Source organism: Lysobacter arenosi (assembly GCF_016613475.2).
Lineage (GTDB): Bacteria > Pseudomonadota > Gammaproteobacteria > Xanthomonadales > Xanthomonadaceae > Lysobacter_J > Lysobacter_J arenosi.
Genome location: NZ_CP071517.1, coordinates 1 through 19,760, shown reverse-complemented (window position 1 = coordinate 19,760; position 19,760 = coordinate 1). Strand labels below are relative to the sequence as shown.

The 19,760-nt window shown below is 68.5% G+C and carries 21 protein-coding genes; 12 read left to right on the top strand and 9 right to left on the bottom strand.

The genetic code is table 11. The annotated features are described in order from the left end of the window. Positions 1 to 4: 4 nt before the first annotated feature. Complete coding sequence (locus HIV01_RS00105; protein ID WP_200604272.1) at positions 5 to 478, top strand: DUF4426 domain-containing protein; 474 nt, start codon at positions 5 to 7, stop codon at positions 476 to 478. A 69-nt stretch (positions 479 to 547) separates the two neighbouring features. On the opposite strand, the gene HIV01_RS00100 is transcribed toward HIV01_RS00105, so the two are convergent. Beyond that, positions 548 to 1,366 carry a cobalamin-binding protein gene (locus HIV01_RS00100; RefSeq protein WP_200604271.1) on the bottom strand — a complete coding sequence of 273 codons (819 nt, stop codon included), beginning with the start codon at positions 1,364 to 1,366 and terminating at the stop codon, positions 548 to 550. Then, positions 1,363 to 1,965 (bottom strand): pyridoxamine 5'-phosphate oxidase, encoded by a 603-nt coding sequence (gene pdxH, locus HIV01_RS00095; protein ID WP_200604270.1) that lies wholly within the window; start codon positions 1,963 to 1,965, stop codon positions 1,363 to 1,365. Before pdxH ends, HIV01_RS00100 begins: the two co-directional genes overlap by 4 nt. Positions 1,966 to 1,982: 17 nt before the next feature. Here pdxH and HIV01_RS00090 point away from each other — a divergent pair, with 17 nt between their 5' ends. Beyond that, positions 1,983 to 2,834: a kinase gene (locus tag HIV01_RS00090; protein WP_200604269.1), complete on the top strand. Its 852-nt coding sequence runs from the start codon at positions 1,983 to 1,985 to the stop codon at positions 2,832 to 2,834. 14 nt (positions 2,835 to 2,848) lie between these two features. On the opposite strand, the gene HIV01_RS00085 is transcribed toward HIV01_RS00090, so the two are convergent. Next, the gene (locus tag HIV01_RS00085; protein ID WP_200604268.1) at positions 2,849 to 3,052 is read right to left on the bottom strand and encodes a dodecin family protein; all 204 of its coding nucleotides are present in this window, start codon (positions 3,050 to 3,052) and stop codon (positions 2,849 to 2,851) included. Positions 3,053 to 3,157: 105 nt separating this feature from the next. On the opposite strand from HIV01_RS00085, the gene HIV01_RS00080 reads away from it, so the two are divergent. From HIV01_RS00080 to hemE, 4 genes are all read left to right on the top strand, one after another. Continuing rightward, positions 3,158 to 3,742 (top strand): shikimate kinase, encoded by a 585-nt coding sequence (locus HIV01_RS00080; protein WP_200604267.1) that lies wholly within the window; start codon positions 3,158 to 3,160, stop codon positions 3,740 to 3,742. Next, on the top strand, positions 3,739 to 4,845 hold the full coding sequence (gene aroB / locus HIV01_RS00075) for a 3-dehydroquinate synthase (RefSeq protein ID WP_200604266.1): 1,107 nt from the start codon (positions 3,739 to 3,741) through the stop codon (positions 4,843 to 4,845). Before HIV01_RS00080 ends, aroB begins: the two co-directional genes overlap by 4 nt. 51 nt (positions 4,846 to 4,896) lie before the next feature. Continuing rightward, a complete protein-coding gene (locus tag HIV01_RS00070; RefSeq protein WP_200604265.1) occupies positions 4,897 to 5,151 on the top strand; it encodes a WGR domain-containing protein in 255 nt (84 codons plus the stop codon). 175 nt (positions 5,152 to 5,326) lie between these two features. Then, the gene (gene hemE / locus HIV01_RS00065; RefSeq protein ID WP_200604264.1) at positions 5,327 to 6,403 is read left to right on the top strand and encodes a uroporphyrinogen decarboxylase; all 1,077 of its coding nucleotides are present in this window, start codon (positions 5,327 to 5,329) and stop codon (positions 6,401 to 6,403) included. Between the two features lie 64 nt (positions 6,404 to 6,467). Here the strand turns inward: hemE and HIV01_RS00060 are convergent, their stop codons facing one another. Further along, entirely contained in the window at positions 6,468 to 6,779 is a 312-nt protein-coding gene (locus HIV01_RS00060; protein ID WP_200604263.1) for a hypothetical protein, read from the bottom strand. Positions 6,780 to 6,804: 25 nt separating this feature from the next. Continuing rightward, positions 6,805 to 8,460, bottom strand: coding sequence for an alpha/beta fold hydrolase (locus HIV01_RS00055; protein ID WP_245156870.1), 1,656 nt, complete (start codon positions 8,458 to 8,460; stop codon positions 6,805 to 6,807). On the opposite strand from HIV01_RS00055, the gene HIV01_RS00050 reads away from it, so the two are divergent. Together HIV01_RS00050 and HIV01_RS00045 are read left to right on the top strand one after the other, a co-directional pair. Continuing rightward, positions 8,459 to 10,168 carry a histidine kinase gene (locus HIV01_RS00050; protein ID WP_207527034.1) on the top strand — a complete coding sequence of 570 codons (1,710 nt, stop codon included), beginning with the start codon at positions 8,459 to 8,461 and terminating at the stop codon, positions 10,166 to 10,168. The two genes, HIV01_RS00055 and HIV01_RS00050, sit on opposite strands and share 2 nt — an antisense overlap. Continuing rightward, positions 10,156 to 10,860, top strand: a complete 705-nt coding sequence (locus HIV01_RS00045; RefSeq protein WP_200604261.1) for a LytR/AlgR family response regulator transcription factor — start codon at positions 10,156 to 10,158, stop codon at positions 10,858 to 10,860. The genes HIV01_RS00050 and HIV01_RS00045 overlap by 13 nt, the downstream gene beginning before the upstream one ends. A gap of 58 nt (positions 10,861 to 10,918) precedes the next feature. Here the strand turns inward: HIV01_RS00045 and HIV01_RS00040 are convergent, their stop codons facing one another. From HIV01_RS00040 to HIV01_RS00030, 3 genes are all read right to left on the bottom strand, one after another. After that, positions 10,919 to 11,701, bottom strand: coding sequence for an SPFH domain-containing protein (locus HIV01_RS00040; protein ID WP_200606242.1), 783 nt, complete (start codon positions 11,699 to 11,701; stop codon positions 10,919 to 10,921). A gap of 95 nt (positions 11,702 to 11,796) precedes the next feature. Further along, on the bottom strand, positions 11,797 to 12,090 hold the full coding sequence (locus tag HIV01_RS00035) for a hypothetical protein (protein WP_200604260.1): 294 nt from the start codon (positions 12,088 to 12,090) through the stop codon (positions 11,797 to 11,799). Positions 12,091 to 12,157: 67 nt separating this feature from the next. After that, on the bottom strand, positions 12,158 to 15,694 hold the full coding sequence (locus HIV01_RS00030; RefSeq protein ID WP_245156869.1) for a sensor histidine kinase: 3,537 nt from the start codon (positions 15,692 to 15,694) through the stop codon (positions 12,158 to 12,160). Between the two features lie 189 nt (positions 15,695 to 15,883). On the opposite strand from HIV01_RS00030, the gene HIV01_RS00025 reads away from it, so the two are divergent. Genes HIV01_RS00025 through HIV01_RS00015 form a run of 3 tightly spaced genes read left to right on the top strand, consistent with a single transcriptional unit; the run spans position 15,884 to position 17,786 of the window. Next, positions 15,884 to 16,636, top strand: a complete 753-nt coding sequence (locus tag HIV01_RS00025; protein ID WP_200604259.1) for a YceI family protein — start codon at positions 15,884 to 15,886, stop codon at positions 16,634 to 16,636. After that, positions 16,633 to 17,214 carry a cytochrome b gene (locus HIV01_RS00020; protein ID WP_200604258.1) on the top strand — a complete coding sequence of 194 codons (582 nt, stop codon included), beginning with the start codon at positions 16,633 to 16,635 and terminating at the stop codon, positions 17,212 to 17,214. The genes HIV01_RS00025 and HIV01_RS00020 overlap by 4 nt, the downstream gene beginning before the upstream one ends. Beyond that, positions 17,214 to 17,786, top strand: coding sequence for a YceI family protein (locus HIV01_RS00015; protein ID WP_200604257.1), 573 nt, complete (start codon positions 17,214 to 17,216; stop codon positions 17,784 to 17,786). Before HIV01_RS00020 ends, HIV01_RS00015 begins: the two co-directional genes overlap by 1 nt. Positions 17,787 to 17,814: 28 nt before the next feature. Here HIV01_RS00015 and HIV01_RS00010 read toward each other — a convergent pair whose 3' ends face one another. Then, positions 17,815 to 18,093: a glutaredoxin family protein gene (locus HIV01_RS00010; RefSeq protein ID WP_200604256.1), complete on the bottom strand. Its 279-nt coding sequence runs from the start codon at positions 18,091 to 18,093 to the stop codon at positions 17,815 to 17,817. Positions 18,094 to 18,208: 115 nt separating this feature from the next. On the opposite strand from HIV01_RS00010, the gene HIV01_RS00005 reads away from it, so the two are divergent. Next, positions 18,209 to 19,609: an L-serine ammonia-lyase gene (locus HIV01_RS00005; RefSeq protein WP_200604255.1), complete on the top strand. Its 1,401-nt coding sequence runs from the start codon at positions 18,209 to 18,211 to the stop codon at positions 19,607 to 19,609. Positions 19,610 to 19,760 lie beyond the last annotated feature (151 nt).

Here is a 19,760-nt window from a genome sequence, read left to right as displayed (position 1 = left end):
TCGCATGCGCATCGCCCCCCTCACCGTGTTGCTGGCTATCGGCCTGACCGCTTGCAGCGGCGGCACACCGCCTGCGGCCGCGCCTGCTGCTCCTGCCAGCCAGGGTGAAGCGGTCAGTCGCGTCGGCGACGTCAGCGTCCGCGCCAACGCCATGCAGACCTCGGCGTTGTCGCCGACGGTGGCCAGCCAGTACGGCATCAGCCGCGCCGACAATACGGTGATGCTGCTGGTCGCGGTGCGCCAGGGTCCGGAGGCGCAGGAAGTCGCGCTGCCGGCGCGCATCACCGCCACCGCCACCGACCTGCGCGGCCGCCGCCAGACCATCGAGATGCGCGAACTGCGCAGCGGCGACCTGCTCGACTACATCGGCACCGCCGAGGCAACGCCGCCGGACACGCTGCGTTTCGACGTGACGGTCGTGCGCGAGAACGGGGCGACGTCGACGATGCAGTTCACGCGGGATTTCTATCCGCGCTGAGGGCCGCTACGGGCAACGGCAAAGTCGAAATGGATCCCGGCGTTCGCCGGGATGACGGTGACATTGCGGTCAAGCTGCTCGCAGCGACCACGCCTTGATGATCGCGGCAATCTCGCGCACGCCGTCGGTCAACGCCGCCGGCCCGGGCTGCAGGATGATCGGCGACTTGATCTCGTGCAGCTCGCCGTCGCGCACCGCCGGGATTGCATCCCAGCCTGGCCGCGAGGCCACCTTCTCCGGACGGAACTTCTTGCCGCACCACGAGCCCAGGATGATGTCCGGCGCGCGACGCACCACCTCACCCGCATCTTCCAGGATCCGCTGCTTGGCCAACGACTCGGCCGCACGCTCGGGAAAGATGTCGTCACCACCGGCAATGCGTACCAGCTCGGCGACCCAGCGGATGCCGGTGATCGGTGGCTCGTCCCATTCCTCGAAGTACACCTTCGGCCGCCGCGGCAACTTCGCTGCTTCCGCGGCGATCGCATCCAATCCGCGCTGCAACTCGTCGGCGTAGGCATTGGCACGGTCGGCCACGCCTACCAGCGCGCCGAGCCTGCGCACGTAATCGACGATGCCTTCGACGCTGCGGTGGTTGCTGATCCACACCTCGACGCCGCGACGGATCAGCTCACCGGCAATCTCGGCCTGGATGTCGGAAAAGCCGATGACGAAGTCCGGCTCCAGCTTGAGGATCTCGCCGATCTTGGCGCTGGTGAAGGCGCTGACCTTGGGCTTCTCCTTGCGCGCGATCGACGGGCGCACGGTGAAGCCGCTGATGCCGACGATGCGGTCCTGCTCGCCAAGGGCGTACAGGATCTCGGTCGGTTCCTCGGTGAGGCAGACGATGCGTTGCGGTCCTGCTGCCCTTACGGATCCGGACCTCACGGATACAGCATCCGCTGGTGCCACTCGCCGGCGCGGTCGAGCTCGTAGCTCTGCCGCTCGTGCAAGCGGAAGTTGGCGCCGTACCAGAACTCGATCAGTGACGGGCGCACGCGCAATCCGGTCCAGCGCGGCGGCCGCGGCACGTCGCGGCCATCGAAGCGCTTCTCGGCCTCGGCCAGCCGGGCCTCAAAGGTCTCGCGCGAATCCAGCGTCTCCGACTGCTTCGATGCCCACGCCCCGAGCTGGCTGCCACGCGGGCGCAGCGCGAAGTAGGAATCGGCTTCGTCGTCATTGACGATTTCGACCGGGCCTTCGATGCGCACCTGCACGCCCTCGCGGACGCGCGGCCAGTGGAACAGCAGCGCGGCGTGCGGGTTGGCCTGCAACTCGCGACCCTTGCGTCCGTCAAGGTGGGTGTAGAAGACGAATCCGCGCGCGTCGTGCGCCTTCAGCAGCACGGTGCGCACCGACGGCCGCGCGTCCAGGCCGGCGGTGGCCAGGTACATCGCGGTCGGATCGGGTTCGCCGGCCTGGCCGGCCTCGGCGAACAGTTGCGAGAAGGTGGCGAGGGCGTCGTTGAGCAGGGCGGGGGTATCCATTGCGCTATTGTGGGCCGATGTCGCCACGGCTGCATCCCTCCGACAACGTGCCCGCGAAAACGTCTCCCGGCTTCGACACGGACCTGGTCGAAAAGGTGCTCCACGACGCCCTCGCCCACGGCAGTCGCATCCACGCGATCACCGGCCTGCAGGGTTCGGGCAAGTCGACTCTGGCCGCGCAGGTGGCGACGCTGGCGCGCGCTCGCGGCCTGCGCGTGGCGGTGCTGTCGATCGATGACTTCTACCTCGGCCGGCGCGAGCGGCAACGGCTCGGCCGCCAGGTTCATCCCCTGCTGGCCACGCGTGGACCGCCCGGGACGCACGACCTGGACCTGGCCTGCGCGACGCTTGATGCGCTGCGCGACGGCCGGCGGGTGCAGTTGCCACGCTTCGACAAGCTTGCCGACACACGCCTGCCACCGTCGCGTTGGCCGTCGGCGCACGCGGCCGACCTGACCCTGTTCGAAGGCTGGTTCCTGAAGACGCCGGCCCAGGCCGCGGAGGAACTGCGCGAGCCGATCAACGCCGTCGAACGCGACGAGGATCCGGATGGCAGCTGGCGCCGGTACTGCAACGAAGCACTGGCGCGCGACTATCCGCGCTTGTGGTCACGACTGGACAGACTGCTGTTCCTGCAGCCGCCCGGCTTCGAAACGGTGCCGCAATGGCGCTGGCAGCAGGAGCAGTCGCTGCAGGCCCGGACGAAGGCGCCCGCGGCGCGGTCGATGAGTGCGGCCGATGTGCAGCGATTCGTGCAGCTGTTCGAACGGGTCAGCCGCCAGGCGTTGCTGCGCCTGCCCGGCATCGCGGAATGGACGCTGCCGCTGGATGCTCAGCGGCGACCGGTCATCGGCCGTGGTCCTGCCTGACGGCACCCGGCCCGTCACTGCACGACGAAGCTGACCCGCAGGTTGACCCGCCATTCGGTGACGTTGCCGCCATCGTCGGTGACGACCTTGATCTCGTTGACCCAGGCGCCCTTGATGTTCTTGACCGACTCGGCGCACTTCTTGAGTCCGACCTTGACCGCATCCTCCATGCTGGTTTTGGACGCGGCGTTGAGCTCGATGACCTTTACTACCGACATGGCGGTTCTCCCGGGTTCGACGGTGTGGGGAGCAATCGACCGTACGCCGCGCCCCGTCAAGATCACGCGAGCACCAGCGAGGTCGTGGCTGGCTACAATCGCGGCATGAACCCCGCCAGCAACCTCGTCCTGGTCGGCCCGATGGGCGCCGGCAAGTCGTGCATCGGCCGCATCCTCGCCGATCGCTTCGGCCTGCGCCTGGTCGACGTCGATCGCGAGATCGAGCAGCGCGCCGGCGCCAGCATCAACACCATCTTCGAATGCGAGGGCGAGGTCGGCTTCCGCGCACGCGAGCGCAGCGTGCTGGCCGAACTGCTCGCCGACGACGGCCTGGTGCTTTCCACAGGCGGCGGTGCCGTGCTCGATCCCGACAATCGCCGACTGTTGCGCGAGCGCGGTTTCGTCGTCCACCTGCATGTCAGCGTCGAGTGCCAGATCGAGCGCCTGGCCCGCGACCGCAGTCGCCCGCTGCTTGCACGCGGCGACCGCGAGCAGGTGCTGCACGCCCTCGCCGCCGAACGCGAACCGCTGTACGCGCAGGTCGCCGACCTGCGCTTGGACACCAACCACCACAACGCCACCGAAGTCGCCTCGCGACTGGCGCAGGAACTGCAGTCGCAGTGGCAACGCGACGTCCCTGCCCCGGTCGACTCCGGCTTGCAGCGCGCGCACAGCAAGGAACCGTCATGAGCACCATGCGCACCGTCAGGGTCGAAGGCGAACGTTTGTACGACATCAGCATCGGACCGGGCCTGCTCGCCGACCCGGTGCGCATCAGCCATGTGCTGCGCGGTCGCCACGCGCTGATCGTCAGCGACAGCAACGTCGCCCCGCTCTACGCCGACCGCGTCGAGCAGACCCTGCACGCAGCGCGCGCGGGCATGCAGGTGGCGCGCTTCGTGATGCCGGCCGGCGAACAGGAAAAGACCCTGTCGCGCTTCTGCCAGTGCCTGGATGCGCTGGCCACGCTCGGCGCCACCCGCGATGCGACGGTGATCGCGCTCGGTGGCGGTGTGATCGGCGACCTGGCCGGTTTCGCCGCGGCCTGCTGGATGCGCGGCATCGACGTGATCCAGATGCCGACCACGTTGCTGGCCATGGTCGACTCATCGGTAGGCGGCAAGACCGGTGTCGATCTGGCGGCGGGCAAGAACCTCGTCGGCGCCTTCCACGCCCCGCGTGCGGTGATCGCCGACACCACCGTGCTACGCACGCTGCCGCCGCGCGAGTTGTGCGCCGGCCTGGCCGAAGTAGTGAAGTACGGCGCGGTGTTCGGCGCCGACTTCCTGGGCTGGCTGGAATCGCACGCATCTGCGCTCGCGGCCGGCGACGACTTCGCGCTGACCGAGGCGATCGCGCGCTCGTGCCTGTACAAGGCTGAAGTGGTGTCGCGCGACCCCTATGAACATGGCGAACGCGCACTGCTCAACTTCGGCCACACCTTCGGCCACGCAATCGAGGCCGAGCAGGGTTACGCCGGCGCCGGCAGCCAGGCGCTGAACCACGGCGAAGCGGTCGCCGTCGGCATGGTCCTGGCGGCGCGGCTGTCGTCCGCGCTGGGACGAGCCTCGGCTGCCGACGCACAGCGCCTTCAGGTGCTGCTGCAGCGTCTCGGGTTGCCGACCGCCCTCCCGGCCGGGCTCGACCCGCAGGCCCTGCTGGCGCGCATGCGCCTGGACAAGAAGGCCGAAGCCGGCGGACTGCGCTTCATCCTGTGGGACCACGCCGGCCTGGCCAGCGTGGTCCGGGGCGTGCCGGACGAACTCGTGCTCGACGTGCTGCGCGCCGCCTGAGCGGCGACGCCGGGCACGTCCGGCCTGCTGTCGCTCCCGTACAATCCGGCCATGCGCCTGCTACTGCAACAACGGCCGGACGGCCGAGAAGCACCACGCTTCGTGCAACTGATGCTGCAGCCCGACCTGCTCGGCGGCTGGACGCTGGTGCGCGAAACGGGCCAGATCGGCGGCCGCAGCACGCTGCGGCGCGAGCAGTTCCTCGACCAGGCCAGCGCGCTGGAAGCACTGGAGCAGGCCCGCGACCAGCAGCTCAAGCGCGGCTTCCAGCTGATGTTCGTACAGGGCGCCGACGCCCCGAAGTAGCCCTTTGCCGCAACAGTCCGGTGCACGGGCGCCCGCGACGGGGTCGCCAGACAGGTGCCCGCTGCGGCGATAATGCCGCCCCGCGTGCCCGGATCGACCTGGCCGGACCGGCACGCCCGGATCTCGCCCCCGGAACCATGCGCCCCCCGCGCCCAGCGTTACCCAAGGACCCGCAATGACCGCAGCCCCCACGCCCCCCAAGAACGACCGTTTCCTGCGCGCCCTGCGCCGCGAGCCGGTCGACGCGACCCCGGTGTGGCTGATGCGCCAGGCCGGCCGCTACCTGCCGGAGTACCGCGCCACCCGCGCCGCCGCCGGCAGCTTCCTGGCGATGGCCAAGAACCCGGAGCTGGCCTGCGAGGTCACTCTGCAGCCGCTGCGTCGCTTCCCGCTGGACGCGGCGATCCTGTTCTCCGACATCCTGACCGTGCCCGACGCGATGGGCCTGGGCCTGTACTTCGTCGAGGGCGAGGGTCCGAAGTTCGAGCGCCCGATCCGCAGCCACGACGACATCGCCCGCCTCGCCGTGCCCGACATGGACCGCGAGCTGCGCTACGTCACCGACGCGGTGCGCACGATCCGTCGCGAACTCGACAACTCGGTGCCGCTGATCGGCTTCTCCGGCAGCCCGTGGACGCTGGCCTGCTACATGGTCGAAGGCGGCGGCAGCGACAACTATTCGAAGGTGAAGTCGCTTGCGCTCAATGACCCGGCAGCGATGCACAAGCTGCTCGACGTGGTCACCGACTCGGTGATCGCCTACCTCGATGCGCAGCGCCAGGCCGGCGCGCAGGCGCTGCAGGTGTTCGACACCTGGGGCGGCGTGCTGTCGCCGTCGATGTACCGCGAGTTCTCGCTGCGCTACCTCAAGCGCATAGCGCAGGAGCTGCCGCGCGGTGACGAGAAGACGCCGCTGATCCTGTTCGGCAAGGGCAATGGCGCCTACCTCGAGGAACTCGCCGCGAGCGGCACCGAAGCCGTCGGCGTCGACTGGACGGTGGAGCTGGGCGATGCCGCGCGCCGCACCGGTGGCAAGGTCGCGCTGCAGGGCAACCTCGATCCGGTGACGCTGTACGCGCAACCGGATGCGATCCGCCGCGAAGTCGGCCGTGCCCTCGACGACTACGCCGCCGGCAATGGCGGTTCGCGCGAAGGCCACGTCTTCAACCTCGGCCATGGCATGTCGCCGGACATGAGCCCCGACCACGTCGCCGCACTGGTGGCGGCGGTGCATGAGCTGAGCGCGCGCTAAGCGCACCGCGGGCGTACCGGTCCCGGTACGCCCGTTGCCGCTACACGCGCTAGGGCAGCGCGCGCTAGGGCAGCGTGAACTTGCGCGTGGAGCGCAGCGGCCAGACCGAGGTGAAGCGCGCGCCGCCGACGAGGCGGTACGCGCTGGAAACACCCTTCACCAGACCCATGCGCTCCAGGACATCCCTGGCGCGCCGAAACGACTGTTTCGGGTCCGCGGTCACCATGAAGAGATTGATCTCGTTCTTGCTGACGTCGTAGCCATCGAGTACGACGGTGTCGCCCAATGCCTGCTTCAACTCACTCTCGATGGTCTCGAGGAATGTTTCGTCCTCGAGTGACCTGCGCCAGAACTTGATGACCAACTGATAATCCATCGAGTGATTGTAGACCCCTTGGTCATTACCGAGGGAGCGCGACCGGCAGATCGGCCTTGCTTTTGGCGAATTCGGGCGGCGGCAGCTCCAGCACGGCATCGTGCACGTCACGACCGGCAAGGAAGTCGGCGATGTTCCCGGCAATGACGGCATTTCCCAGCCACATCTCGTTGTCGTGGCTGGCACCGCGCACCAGCAGGGACGTGCTGTTCGTGATGCCAGGCTTGATCGCCTCTGCATTGGCCGGCGGCGTGCGTCCGTCGAGCGTGCCGCTGATGAACAACACCGGCACATCGCTGCGCAACGGCCCGCGGAATGCCTCACCCAGATCGACGAGCCCGAGGCCGTCAGCAATCTGCGGGAACGGGAAGTTCAGCGCGTCCCCAAACAGGCTCTTCCGTGCCTGGGCCTCGACCAGGGCCCGGCGCTGCGGGCTCTGGCCCGATGCCACGTCCATCGCCAGCGGCATGGCGCCGAACCCGGCGAACTCCGAGCGCACCAGCAGCACGAGATCGGCAAGCGGATCGTAGTCGCCGCGCTCGGCTTCGCGCAGCACGGCCGGCAGCCATTGCTGGGTCGTGCGCCGTCCGAGCGAGGCGGTCATCACCAGTTGCGCATCGAACTCGCCGATCGTAACCAGCTTGCCGCCGTGCATGACGCTTCGGCCCTGGCGTGGCTGCTGGCGCAGCGTCTCGAGCACGCGCTTGGCCGATCCGGTCAGGTCCTCGAATCCGGCGCCTGCGGCAATGACGCTCAGATCCGCCAGCAGTGCATCGGCCGCCAATGGCAGCTTCAACGTGTCGTCCGGCCCTTCGGTGCCCATCAACACCACGCGATCAAGGCCCGCGCCGTGCAGACGCATGCTGGCAAGCGCCAGGTGCGTGCCGTAGCTCATGCCCCACAGGCTCACTTTCGGCACACCGAGCGCGCGCCTGAGGTCCTCGATGTCGCCTGCACTCTCAACAGTTGTGTATGCGCCCAGATCGATGCCCGCCTCTCGCCAGTAGGCGACGCATTGCGCGACCGTGGCGCGCAGCGCGGCCAGGGCAGCGTCGCGCTGCATCGGCTGCGCGTCGTCGAAATGCTGCTCATGCGGGCACGGCGGCGGCGGTTCCGAGAGGCCCGCGCCACGCTGATCGAGCAGCAATACGTCGGCCTCGCGCCGGACCCGGTCGAACACCGGCCAGCGCGGCCCGCGCGCAGTGCCAATGCCTGAACCGCCGGGACCGCCGGCCAGGTAGATCACCGGCGCGGTGCGGCCATCGCCACCTGTCGCCGGCAGACGCACCACCCGCAAGCGCATGCGCTTGCCGTCGGGCTCGGCATGCCGGCGCGGCACGTCCAGGAAGGCGGCCTCGGCGGCGATCGTGCCGTGCCCCCGCGTCTCGAACGCATAAGGCGAGAAAACGAGGGGGGCTTGTTCGGCCAGCGCAGGCGTCGCACATGAGAGCGCCAGGCACAGCGCCGCCACATGCGGACGACGAAGACAGGAGAGGAGCATCGAGACTCGGGACATGGCGGACTCCGGGTGGAAGGAAGAGCGGACCGATCGCCGCAAGCGGAACGGCGTCTGCAACACGCCGCCAGCTTCCGCTCCTGCGTAGTGATCGAGTCGCGCCCGTCCGCCGAACATCTCCACGCGGGGGCCCAGTGTCTCCGCGTAGCCGATACGATGGCGCATGCAGATCTCGCGCTCCCTGACCGCACTCGCCGTATTGCTCGGCGCTGTATCCGTCTGGCTGGTACTTGCGTCCCCTCCTCCGGGCACGTCGTACGCGCAGGCATTGGAGATGGCGCCGGCCTCGATGGCGGTTGACGGAACGCTGCCGGGGCGACCGCCGGATGGGCTGGACTGGCGCCCCCTCGACCAGCGCGAACTGGCTGGCTGGCGCGATCCTTACTGGTTGCGATGGCGCCTGCCTGCACCGGTGGCGCACGACGCTGCCGACCGGGCGATGCGCCTGTCGTTGCGCGCCGCCAGCCAGCTCTTCTGGAACGGGCAACCACTGCCTGGCAACGGCCAGGTGGGACGCACCGCGGATGAAGAGCAACCCGGCCGGATCGATATCGTCCGCGTGCTGCCGCCTTCGTCTCCCACCGGCACGGATGAACTGGTCGTGCTCGCGTCCAGTCACCATCAGTGGTTTCGCCCGCGCAGCGCGGATGCCTTCATCGCAGTGGGACCGGTCGAGTCGATCTACGGCCATGGCCTCGGAGCCTGGCTGATCGCGGCCCTCGCGACCGGCGCCCTCGGTGCGGCGTGCCTTTACTTCCTGGCCGTGCGGCGCGGCCGGCCACGCGTGCCGGGCGCTCGCCTGCTGCTCGGGCTCGGCGTCATCGGCCTCGCGCTGCCGGCTGTCGAAGCATGGCGACCGTTGCTGGGCTACACCTACCCATGGCACGGCCCGCGCCTGCTTGCGCTGCAACTGCTGCACCTTGCAGCGGCAGTCCTGTTGCCGGCCTACATCGCGCGTCGTTTCTGCGTTGCGGTGTCCACCGCAGCGCGCGTCGCCTTCCTGGCGGCGCTCGTGGCGGTGCTTGCGTTCCTGCCGGGCTTCGATAATCGCGGCGCGGCCCTGTTGCTGCTGAGCCTGCTGGCGTCCGCATGGCTCCTGCTGCGCGCTCGTGACGAACAGGAGGAGCGGTGGCCGATCCTGACGCTGGTGCTGGCTGGCGCGCTGGCGCTGCCGATCGCCGGCGGCGCGTTTCTCGACGGTCCCTACTTCCTGTTCCTGGCGGTGCTGATGGGCTTCCTGCTTCTGCGCCATGCGGCGCAGCTGCGCGCACTGGACCGGCACAACGCGCTGTTGCGCGAAGAGCGCGCGCGCCTTTCGCTGCAGTTGCTGCAGCGTGGCATCCAGCCGCACTGGCTCATGAACACCCTGACCTGCCTGCAGGAACTGATCGAGCAGGCGCCGATGCGCGCCAGCCGCTTGGTCGAGTCGCTGGCCGAGCAGTTCGAGCATCTGCGCGAGAGCAGCACGCGCCAGAGCGTTCCCCTGGAAGACGAACTCGCTCTTTGCCGCAACCATCTGGACATCGTCGGCCTGGCCCTGGATCGCAACATCGGTTTCGAGATCGACGCCGACCACACCGGACTGTGCTTGCCGCCCGGTGTCCTCCACGCCAAGGTCGAGAACGCACTGACCCATGCCGGTGCCGTCGCCTGCGCAGAGCAACCGTTCCACTTGCGTGTTCGTCGCGAGGACGACCGCTGGATACTGGATCTGCGTGCCGCACGCGGATGCGCACCGCACCGCGGCCAGGGAACTGGCACGCGCTACATCGAAGCCAGCCTTGCCGCGGCGTATCCCCGCGGCTGGCGCTTCGTCCAGGGCGCCGACGGCGCGGGCTGGTGCAGCCGGATGGAGCTGACATGCGCATCCTGATCGTCGAGGACGAGCTGCTGGTTCGCCAGCGCCTGTTGCGCCTGTGCACCGAGCTGGCAGGCACACGTGCACGCTTCGACGCCGTCGCCGACCTGGATTCGGCCGGCGACCGGCTCCAGCGCAGCGTCTACGACGGCCTGCTGCTGGATCTGAACCTGGCGGGCGAAGACGGCTTCGACCTGCTGCGCAGCGCTGTGGCCGGACGCTATCACTGCGTCGTGGTCTCGGCCCACCGCGAGCGTGCGCTGCAGGCCTTCGAGCATGGCGTACTGGATTTCGTCCCCAAGCCCTTCACGCGCGAGCGCCTCGGCCTGGCACTCGACCGGCTGCTGGATGTCGGCCGCTACCGCTCCGGCGGCGCCCGCTATCTGGGCATCTGGCACGCACAAGGCACGGCGCTAGTCGAACTGGCGGAGGTGCTGTGGATCCGCGCCGACGGCGACTACAGCCAGCTGCGCATGCGCAACGGCCGCAGCGAACTGCACGACAAATCACTGGCCAGCCTGACCGCCGTGTTGCCGCCCGATTTCGTCCGCTGCCACCGCTCCTACCTGGTCAACCTGCGCCATGTCCGAACCCTGCATGCGGGTTCGGGCAGCCGCTACTGGCTGGTTCTGAACGATGGCGCGGAGCTGCCGGTCGGCCGCGCCCACGTCCAGGCGCTGCGCGGTGAGCTTGCGCTGGGCGCTTAGCATCCAAGGGTGGTGATTTACTCGGTCACAGCCAGCCGATCGATCGAGACTGCACTGCCTACTTGGCGACGACGTTCGTGCCCTGCGGGACGAGGTAGCACGCAGTTGCCGCCTTGCATGCTTCGGCCTGGATCTCGGCCAGCTGTCGGGCCAGGTACAACTCGGGCGACAGGCCCATCTTGTTGCGGTAGGCGTTGTCGGCGTCGGCCTTGGCTTCCTGCTCGAGCTTGCGCTGCTGTTCGGCGATGGTGGCGGCGACCAGCGTCAGGTTGCGCTGCTGTTCGGCGGCGGTGTTGTTCATCTGCGCCAGCACGTTGTCGTTTGGCTTGGCCTTGCCGAGATTGACGGCCATCACTTCAACGCGAATACCCGATGCCTTGACCAGCGCGCGCAGCTGGTCGGTCACTTCCTGGTCGACCTTTTCGGCTGCCACCGGGTCGGACATCATCTGCGCCATCTTCTCCGACTTGACCGCCCTGCGGACGATCGAGTTGTACGGCGACAGCACGTTGTTCGCCCACCACTGCGGCCCGAAGCGCTTGAGCGTGTCGGCTGCATCGATCACGCGCAGCTGCACGCTGGTGTCGAAGTCGAGCAGGATGTTGTCCATCGACGACAGGTCCTGGAACGGCACGTGCAGGGTCTGCGGCGCGGTGGTGACGTAGATGACGTTGGTGGACAGCCAGGTGACGTCGCGACCTTCCGTCAGCACCTCTGGCCGGATGCCTTCATGGCCGAAGACGTAGGGACGGTCCTGGTAGACGGCGACGTCACCCGGGTCTGGCTGGGCCACCGTGCAACCGACGGTGTGGACGGTGATGCCCAGCAGGGCGGCGAGCATCATCAAGCGACGAGCAGAAGGCTTCAATTGGTTTCCCCTGGAAAGTATTGGCCCGCAGGCGCCTGCCCAGTATGCCGTTGAGATGCCTGCGCGGCCTACTCGCCCGAAGCGGTTGGCGAAGGCTGCAATCTGTCCGTCGACGGGGGCGCACCCAGATTGCGGACGTTGTCGGATCGCGTGTTGCCGGTCTCTGGATTCCGCACCTCGTCGTGCCGCTCCGCGGATGGAAGCCGACCGGGCGGCGTGGCATCACGCTTGAACGACCGGTAGTAATGCTCGCTGGCGGCCTGCCGGATCTCGGGCGGTGCGAAGGCCAGCGTGCAGTCCGCCCTGACGGGCAGACTGTGAAGCAATGCGACACAGGCGCCGATGACGATCAGGACTCTCATCTGGATCACTTCCAGCCAGGGCCCATGAGCTTCGCGACTGACTTGTCGCCTCGCTATCCGGATCCTGCTACCGCCGCGGCACGCCCTCGAGCAGACCGGCCAGCATCGCTCCCGTCACCGGCTTGCGCAGGAAGCCATGGAAGCCCGCCGCGGTCGCCTGCGGTTCGGCATCGGCATCGGCGCGCGCGGTGATCGCCAGCAACGGCCGGCTGAAGCCCTGTGCGCGCAAGTGCTCGGCCAGGGCCAGGCCGTCCATGCCCGGGAGGTCGAGGTCGAGCAGTGCCGCGTCGAAAGACGCCGTCGCCGCTTCGGTCAGCGCCGACAGACCATGCGCCGCATGCGTGACGCGATGGCCCTGCGCGCGCAACAGGCCGGTGATCACTTCGGCGACGGTCGGGTCGTCCTCGACCAGCAGCAGCGTCAGCGGGCCGCCGCGGGAAGCCAGCAACGCATCGCCGCCATCGTGCGCAGCCGGTGCCGGCGCCTCGACCAGCGGCAGGTCGACGATGAAACGCGCGCCCTCGCCCGGCGTGCTTTCGACTCGGATGCCACCGCCCATTGCCTCGGCCAGTTCCTGGCAGATCGCCAGGCCCAGGCCGCTGCCGCCGTAACGCGCGGCGGTGCGCATGCCCTCGGCCTGTTCGAAGCGCCGGAACAGGCGTGCCAGTTGCTCCTCGCTGATGCCCGGGCCGGTGTCGGCGACTTCGAAACGAACGCCGTGCGGCGACAACGCCGACACGCGCAGCGATACCGAACCCTTCTCGGTGAACTTGATCGCGTTGCCGAGCAGGTTGAGCAGGATCTGGCAGACGCGGTTGGCGTCGCCTCGCAGACCGGCCGGCGCGTCCGCGCCGAGGTCGGTGTTGAACGCCAACCCGCGCTGCTGCGCCAGCGGTGCCATCAGCGAGGCGGCCTCGTCGACGACGCCATGCAATGCAAATGGCGCATCGGCCAACTCGAGCCTGCCCGATTCGATCCGCGCCAGGTCGAGTGCGTCGTTGACCAGGCGCAGCAAGTGACGCCCGGCGCGACGGATGGAGTCGACGTAGCCGCGCTGGCGGCCGTCGAGCGGTGTGTCCAGCAACAGCTCGCTCATGCCCAGCACGCCGGTCATCGGCGTGCGCACCTCGTGGCCGAGCGTGGCCAGGAACTGGGTCTTGGCCAGTGATGCCTGCTTGGCCAGTTCGCGCTCCTGCTGCGCCAGCTGCCAGTCGTGACGGCGCTTGAGGCGACGACGGTAGGCGTCGGCAGCCCACCAGCCGAGCAGCGCCGCGAGTCCGACGAAGCCGGCGATCGCGGCCCATGTCTGCCACCACGGCGCGGCCACGGTGAAGGCAATCGTCTGCGCCCGCGACCAGACGTTGTCGGCGGTGCGCGCGGCCACCTGCAGTTCGTACTGGCCTGGTTTGAGCTGCGAGAAGACGCGCTCGCCGACCGCGCCGACATCGACCCAGTTGCTGTCGTAGCCGGCCAGGCGAAAGCGATACGCGTGATTGCGGGCGTCATTGAACGACAACAGCCGCGCGACGATGCGCAGGTCACGGTCGTCGTGGCGGATCTCGAACGGCCGCGCCGGGAAGTACGAGATGCGCCGGTCATTGCGGCGGGCATCGATGCTCTCGATCACCAGGTGCGGCGCCTGTGTGTTCGGCCGCACTGTCGCCGGGTCGAACAGCACCAGCCCCTCGGGACTGCCGACCAGGATCTTGCCGTCGCGCGGGCTTGTCACCGGTGCGATGTCGAACTCCTGGCTGGGCAGGCCGTCGCGCACGCCATACACGCGCACCGCGCGCCGCTCCGGATCGACCCGGGTGAGGCCACGCACACTCGACATCCAGACCATGCCGGCGGCATCCACGCTCAGGCCGCCGGCCGCAACCAGCGGCAGGCCATCGTCGGTGCCCATGCGCCATTGCCGCTGCAGGGTGCCACCGGCCCAGCGATAGGACTCCAGCTCGCCCAGTCGCGCCAGCCAGACCTGGCCGCGGGCATCGGCGGCGAAGCCATGGACACGGTCGCGTCCGGCACCCGGGATCGGCTCGAAGCGATGCTTGCCCGAATTCCAGCGCGACATGCCATTGCTGCCGGCCAGCCACAGCGCGCCGTCGGGTCCGAGTCCGGCCTGTTCGATGAAGACGTCGCTGTCCAGGCCGATGGCGGCACCGGGAACCAGCGATTCGCGGATGCGGCCGTCGGGCGAGCGCACCTGCATCACCCCGTCCTCGGTGATCAGCCAGATCAGGCCGTCGCCGGTTTCCACCAGCTTGCTCTCGCCGGCCGGTGCCGGATCGTTCTCGTCGTCCGCGCTCCAGCGCCGCAGCCGGTGCGTGCCAGCTTCTATCCGCGCGATGCCGCCGACATAACTCACCCAGACCGTGCCGGATCGATCCTCCAGCACGTGCGAAAGGATGTAGCCGTCGCCGACATCGCGCACGACATGGGTGACCGTGCCGCTGTCGGGATCGAGACGGTCAAGCACGCCACCGCTGCCCACCAGCCACATCGCGCCGTCGGCGGAAGGAGCGATGCCGCGAACGTGGGCGTTGGCGAGCGACGTGGCGTCGTCGATGCGGCGCGACATCACCGCGAACTGGCGCCAGTTCGCCGCCAGATACCACAGGCCGTTGCTGCTGCTGGCGAACCACAGGCCGCCTTCGCGGTCCTGGTAGGCACCGACCCAGCCCGGGCGCACCAGTCCCTGCGCGGTGCCGCTGTAGAGCGGCACGACGCTCAGCTTGCCGTGCTCGTCGCGCCCGAGCCCTTGCGGCACGTCGAACCAGTACATGCCGCTGCGGTCGCGCAGCAGCACATGCAGGATCGAGTCCTTCATCCCGACGTCCGCCCACGGCGTTGCCGAAACACTGCCGTCGACATGGCGCACGCCGACGCCGCGCGGTGTTGCGAACCAGAGCGTGCCGTCGGATTCGGCGGTGATGCCGTTGACCAGCGGCGAGCTCAGCGCGTTCGGCGGCAGGCGCTCGAAGTCGCGTCCCGTCCAGCGCGCGACACCGCCCTTGGTGCCGGCCCACAGGCTGCCATCGGGCGCGACCACCAGTTGCCCGACCTCGGCATCGGGCAGGCTGCGCGGGTCGCCGGGCCGCGGCATGAAACGCGTGACCTTGCCGTCGGCATCGAGGCGATGCAGGCCACCGAAAGAAGTACCGAACCAGATCGCGCCATCCGGCGTGGAGGTCACCGCCCACACCGTGTCGCTGCCCATCTGAGGCGTGTTGCTGCGGTTGAAATAGCGGAACTGCTTGCGGTCGGCGTCCAGCATCGCCAGCCCCGCCTGGCTGGTGCCGATCCAGACGCGGTTGCGCGCATCGACGTGGACGGCCCAGACGAAGTTGTCGCGCAGGCCGTGTTCGGCGCGCCAGATGCGGAAGCCGATGCCGTCGTAACGCGCCAACCCGTCGCTCGTGGCGATCCACAGGTAGCCGTTGTGGTCTTCGGTGATGCCGTTGATGCGGTTCGAGGGCAAGCCGTCGGCCACGGTGATCTGGCGCGGCCTCGGGGTCTCCGGGATGGCGGCCTTGGCAGGTACGAGGGCTGTGCACGCCAGCAACAACGCAAGCATCACTGTCGGGATTGCTGGTGTCCGCATTGCCCCTTTCCGGCTTCCTGTCCCCGCCGCTAGGCTGGGCGAAGCGCTGTTGCAGCGCAAGTCCGCGGGGTCGGCCCGGCGCCTGCAACGATCCGTTGCGGCGGTCCACCGACCCGTTCACCCGCCTGCGCCTAGAATCGCTGCCTTGGATTCGCCTTCCGGAACCCGCCCGCCATGCGCCCCAGCCCGATGCCAAGGATCTGCCCACTCAGCCTGGCCAGCGTGCTCGTCGTGCTGAGTGCCGCGCCGGTGCTGGCAATGGCGGCGCCACCGCAGACCTGGTCGCTCGACCCGGTGCACACCCGCGTGATGTTCGCGGTCGAGCATGCCGGGTTCTCGCATGCGCTGGGCACCATCTCGGGCAGCACCGGCACGCTGGTGTTCGATCGCGACGACTGGAAGTCGGCGCGGCTGGACGTGCAGGTGCCGCTGCAACGCCTGGACTTGGGCGATGCCAAGTGGAACAAGGCGGTGCTCGCGACCAACCTGATCGACGCCGAGCATCATCCGCAGGCGCACTTCGTCTCCTCCAGCGTCGAACCGGTCGATGCCGACCACGCCAAGGTCTGTGGCGAGCTGACCCTGCGTGGCGTGACCAGGCCACTGTGCATGGACGTGACCCTCAACGCGGTCAAACGCCATCCATTGCCGCCGTTCCACCGCACCGCCGGCTTCTCGGCCACGGCCACGCTCAGCCGCGCCGAGTTCGGCATCACCGCCTGGAAGAACGTGATCGGTGATCGCGTCGATCTGCGCATCGAGGCCGAAGCGCTGCGCGACCGCGGCGCGGGCGAGCCGGCCGAGGCCGCGGCTCCAGCCGAGGATGCAGCGCCGTCCGCCGAGCCGACGAGCACGGAACCGGGCTCGCAGGAACCCGCATCGCAGGAGCCGGCCTCACAGGAGCCGGCCACCCAGGAACCCCCTCCGGAAACGAACCCATGACCCTGAAGAACACCGCCGACCGCTGGGGCTCCGTCAGCCAGCTTCTGCACTGGCTGATCGTGCTGTTGATCCTGGGCCTTGGCGTGATCGGCCTGGTGATGGTCGAGCTGCCCAAGTCGCCGCGCTATTTCTGGGTCTACGACCTGCACAAGTCGTTCGGCATCACCGTGCTGGCGTTGATGGTGCTGCGCCTGGTGTGGCGCCTGTTCGCCGGTGCGCCGAAGGCGGTGAGCGGAACACCGCACTGGCAGCATCGCATCGCCACCGTTACGCACGGACTGCTGTACGCACTGACCTTCGCCGTGCCGCTGTCGGGCTGGCTTTACGACTCGGTCAGCGGCCTGCGTCCGATGCGCTGGTTCGGACTGTTCAAGATGCCCAAGATCGCCTCGCCCAGCCAGGAACTGCAGCCGCTGGTGCGTGACTGGCACGAGTGGCTGTTCTGGATCCTGATCGCGCTGGTTGCCGTGCACGCGGCGGCGGCGCTGTACCACCACCTGTTCCAGCGCGACGACACCTTGTCCCGGATGCTCCCGGGCCGGCGTCGCGCTTCCTCCCCCGTTCCGGAGATCCGTTGATGTCGATCCTAGCAATCAGGCGCTTCACCCTGGCCACCGCGACCGCCGCCGCGCTGCTGGTGGCTGCACCGTCGTTCGCCGCCAATTACCAGCAGGCTGCCGGCTCATCCCTGACCTTCGCCAGCAAGTACGAAGGCGAAGTGTTCACCGGCCGCTTCCCCGGTTTCGTCACCACCTTCAGCTTCGACCCGGCGCAGCTCGCCACCGCCAAGCTCGACGTGAGCATCCCGCTGGCATCGGCGACCACGGCCAATACCGACCGCGACGATGCGTTGAAGGGCAGCGACTTCTTTGCGTCCGGCAAGTTCCCGCAGGCACGCTACACCGCGACGAAGTTCCGCAGCCTCGGTGGCAACCAGTACGCGGCCGACGGCGCACTGAGCCTGCGCGGCGTCAGCAAGCCGGTCACGCTGACCTTCACTTGGACCCCGGGCGCGCAGCCGGTCCTCAACGGCAAGGCCACGGTCAAGCGCCTGGACTTCGGCGTGGGCACCGGCGACTGGGCCGATACCGCGCTGATCCCGAACGAAGTGGCGATCAGCACCAAGGTCGTCTTCGCCCCGGCGAAGTAATCCTCCACGGGAGCGGGCAAGCTCGCTCCTACGCCGGCGTTTCCACGGCCAGGAACGCCTGCAGCCGTTCGAGGTCGAACGGCCAGTCCAGCTCGATGCCACGCCCCTCGTCGCGCAGGACCGGCACGCGCACGCCGTAGCGCTGCTCCAGGCCGTCGTCGTCGTCGATGAACACGGTCTCGAATTCCGGGACGCGCGCCATCGCAAGCACTTCCAGCGCCAGATCGCACAGATGGCAATCGTCGCGCTGGAAAAGCGTCAGCGCCGGAGCGGCCGCCGGGATCGAATCATGCTGGGAATGGGGCATTGGCAATCGCTCACTGTTCCGGGCATCGGCATTCGGCAGGGTATGGCCGGGCCGTCCTGCCGGGGCGCGTAGAATAGCCGGATTGTCAGCGCGCATCCCGCCGGAGTAGCCCCACGTGGCCGTCAGCAGTTTCGACTTGTTCAAGATCGGTATCGGTCCGAGTTCGTCCCATACCGTCGGCCCGATGCGCGCCGCCGCGCGCTTCGTCCAGCGCTGGCTGGTCGAAGGCGGCAACGGTGAAGCCGGCAACGACCTGCAGCGCACCGCCCGCATCCGCGCCGAAGTGTTCGGTTCGCTCGCCCTGACCGGCCGCGGCCACGGCACCGACAAGGCGGTATTGATGGGCCTGGAAGGCCACCTGCCCAACCAGATCGACCCGGACATCATCGCGCCCGCGCTGGAACGCATCCGCGCCAACAAGCGCATCAACCTGCACGGGCAGCACGAGATCGGCTTCGACGAGAAGCACGACCTCATCATGAACAAGCGCCAGAAGCTGCCGTTCCACACCAACGGCATGCGCTTCACCGCCTTCGATGCCGACGGCAACGTGATCGCCACGCGCGACTACTACTCCGTCGGTGGCGGCTTCGTCGTCAACCAGGACGAAGCGGCCGAAGATCGCATCGTCGCCGACGAGACCGAACAGCCCTACCCGTTCCGCTCCGGCGACGAACTGCTCGCGCGGTCGCGTGAAAGCGGCCTGAGCATCGCCCAGATGATGTATGCCAACGAAAAGGTCTGGCGCACGCCGGAAGAGATAGACGCCGGCCTCGACGAGATCTGGGAGGCGATGCAGGCCTGCGTCGGTCGCGGCATCCGTGCCCACGGCACGCTGCCCGGCGGCCTGCACGTGTCGCGTCGCGCGCCGACGCTGCACGCCGAACTGACCTCGCGCCCGGAAGCGGCGATGCGCGATCCGCTGACCACGCTGGACTGGGTCAATCTGTACGCGCTGGCGGTCAACGAAGAGAACGCAGCCGGTGGCCGCGTCGTCACCGCGCCGACCAATGGCGCGGCCGGCATCATTCCGTCGGTGCTGCATTACTACGACCGCTTCTGCCCGGGCGCGAACATCCAGGGCGTGCGCACGTTCCTGCTGACCGCCGCCGCGGTCGGCATCCTCTACAAGGAAAACGCCAGCATCTCCGGTGCCGAAGTCGGCTGCCAGGGTGAAGTCGGCGTGGCCTGCTCGATGGCCGCCGCCGGCCTTACCGCCGCGATCGGTGGAAGCTCCAGCCAGATCGAGAATGCCGCCGAGATCGGCATGGAACACAACCTCGGCCTGACCTGCGACCCGATCGGCGGCCTGGTGCAGATCCCGTGCATCGAGCGCAACGCGATGGGCGCGGTGAAGGCGATCAATGCCAGCCGCATGGCGATGCGCGGCGATGGCAAGCACAAGGTCAGCCTCGACAAGGTCATCAAGACCATGCGTGACACCGGCCGTGACATGCAGGACAAGTACAAGGAAACCTCGCGCGGTGGCCTTGCGGTCAACGTGATCGAGTGCTGACACTTCGCCCGCCTCTGCGCGGACGGGATGCGATGGTCGATGCCATCAGCACCGGCCTGAGGTAGCCCTCAAGGCGGCCGTCCTCCGGCCCATGGCGCCGATCTTCACGGTCGGCGCCGGCAATCACATGGCGCCAAGATGGGCGCGGTTA